Here is a 1,577-nt window from a genome sequence, read left to right as displayed (position 1 = left end):
AAATAGTTCACCACTTTTGTATCTTAGGGATGTTATTAAAATGCGCCGCCAGGGAAATAATGTGCCTAAATTACCGCAGATGCCTGCGCTAGTTGCTGCTTAATTATATAGGGGAATGAACGGTTACCTTTCAAGCTTACATGAGCTTCATAAGTATCCACCCCTGACATTACTTTAACATCATGGCCTAGAAACTTTAAGTTTCTGGCTAAAATATCAGTTTTCAAATATGGCCCAGAGATATGTCCGATGTGAAACCTGCCGTTAGGTGTCGGCATTATTGGTATAAATAAGTATTTTTGCATTTTCAGCCTTTATAAATCAAAATTATAAAATATATTTTTATTTTTAATGAAGCCTTCATTACTATAAATATTTTTGGCTACTTCATTAGTTGATTCCGTCTCTAAAAACAAACCTCTAGCGCCTGATGTCTGCGCAACTTGCTTGTTATTTTCAATCAACTTTTTAGCTATACCTTTTTTTCGGTAGTCTTTGAGAACAAATAGATCATTTAACAACCAGAGTTTTTTCATTTCAGTTGATGAGTAGAGTGGATACATCTGAGTAAAGCCAACAATGGTTAGTAAGGGCTTGCTTTCGTCAACTGCAATAAGTATAAAAGAATCTTCAAATTCAATTCTTTTACTTATAAATTCAACCGCTAATTCATTATTTCTCTCACACTTATAAAAATTCCGATAGTGTTCAAATATTTCAACAATCTGTAATAGATCGGTTTTTTCTGCTCTTCGAATAGTAATCATATAGCTATGCTCATCTTGCTTGCTTTTTTTGAAATTTCTGGTGCAAGTTTAAATCCTTGCCCACTAAAACCTGACACGAATAAGCAATTTTTTGCTATTGGAGACAGTTTTATTTCGCCTTGTCTAGACGGGGTGTAAAGGTCGTAGCCAACCACCCTCTTGTTAACCTTTATAGTATTTATATTGGGTAATTTTTTATTAAAAAAGTCGATAATTTTCTTTTCATCTATAGCTGAAAAGGGGGATGTTTTTTTTAAATCTAAATCCCACTCATCAATAACCTTCCCCATTAATACAGCACCATTACCCATAGGTTTTATATAGTATTCAGATATGTCATCAATAACAATTGGTGGTGTTTCATAAGGATTCCCCCCCAGTGACATTGTTCCCAATAAGTACTGAATTCGTTTGTTTCTCAGTGTCTTTGATAAACTAGGAAAAAGATTTTCCAAAATCCCTACACCTTCAGCGCCTCCTGCAAAGATAATTTTATCGGCAAAAATATCCCCATTATTTGTTTTAATTCCGTGGCAATACTCACTTTCATTTAGCAAGTTTTTTACTCTGGTATTTTCCATTAGGTTGCCACCATTACTACACCCTGCTAAAACATAATTTCTACAAGTTTCTAGTGGATCTAAATATCCAGCACCTACGTCGTAACCGTTCATTCCCCTATATAATTAAGCAGCAACTAGCGCAGGCATCTGCGGTAATTTAGGCACATTATTTCCCTGGCGGCGCATTTTAATAACATCCCTAAGATACAAAAGTGGTGAACTATTTCGTAATCGGCAGGTCGCAAAT

At 35.1% G+C, this 1,577-nt stretch carries 3 protein-coding genes; all 3 read right to left on the bottom strand.

Annotation, left to right across the window (positions count from 1 at the left end; all coding sequences use genetic code 11):
* Nucleotides 1–65 precede the first annotated feature (65 nt).
* The 3 genes from BTHERMOSOX_RS12155 to BTHERMOSOX_RS11120 are packed head-to-tail and all read right to left on the bottom strand — an operon-like array spanning nucleotide 66 to nucleotide 1,441.
* The gene (locus tag BTHERMOSOX_RS12155; RefSeq protein ID WP_428992044.1) at nucleotides 66–278 is read right to left on the bottom strand and encodes a class I tRNA ligase family protein; all 213 of its coding nucleotides are present in this window, start codon (nucleotides 276–278) and stop codon (nucleotides 66–68) included.
* 36 nt (nucleotides 279–314) lie between these two features.
* On the bottom strand, nucleotides 315–767 hold the full coding sequence (locus tag BTHERMOSOX_RS11125; protein WP_138121189.1) for a GNAT family N-acetyltransferase: 453 nt from the start codon (nucleotides 765–767) through the stop codon (nucleotides 315–317).
* A complete protein-coding gene (locus BTHERMOSOX_RS11120; protein ID WP_138121188.1) occupies nucleotides 764–1,441 on the bottom strand; it encodes an NAD(P)/FAD-dependent oxidoreductase in 678 nt (225 codons plus the stop codon). The genes BTHERMOSOX_RS11125 and BTHERMOSOX_RS11120 overlap by 4 nt, the downstream gene beginning before the upstream one ends.
* Nucleotides 1,442–1,577 lie beyond the last annotated feature (136 nt).

The organism is Bathymodiolus heckerae thiotrophic gill symbiont (assembly GCF_900128515.1).
Lineage (GTDB): Bacteria > Pseudomonadota > Gammaproteobacteria > PS1 > Pseudothioglobaceae > Thioglobus_A.
This window is presented reverse-complemented; position numbering and strand designations above follow the sequence as displayed.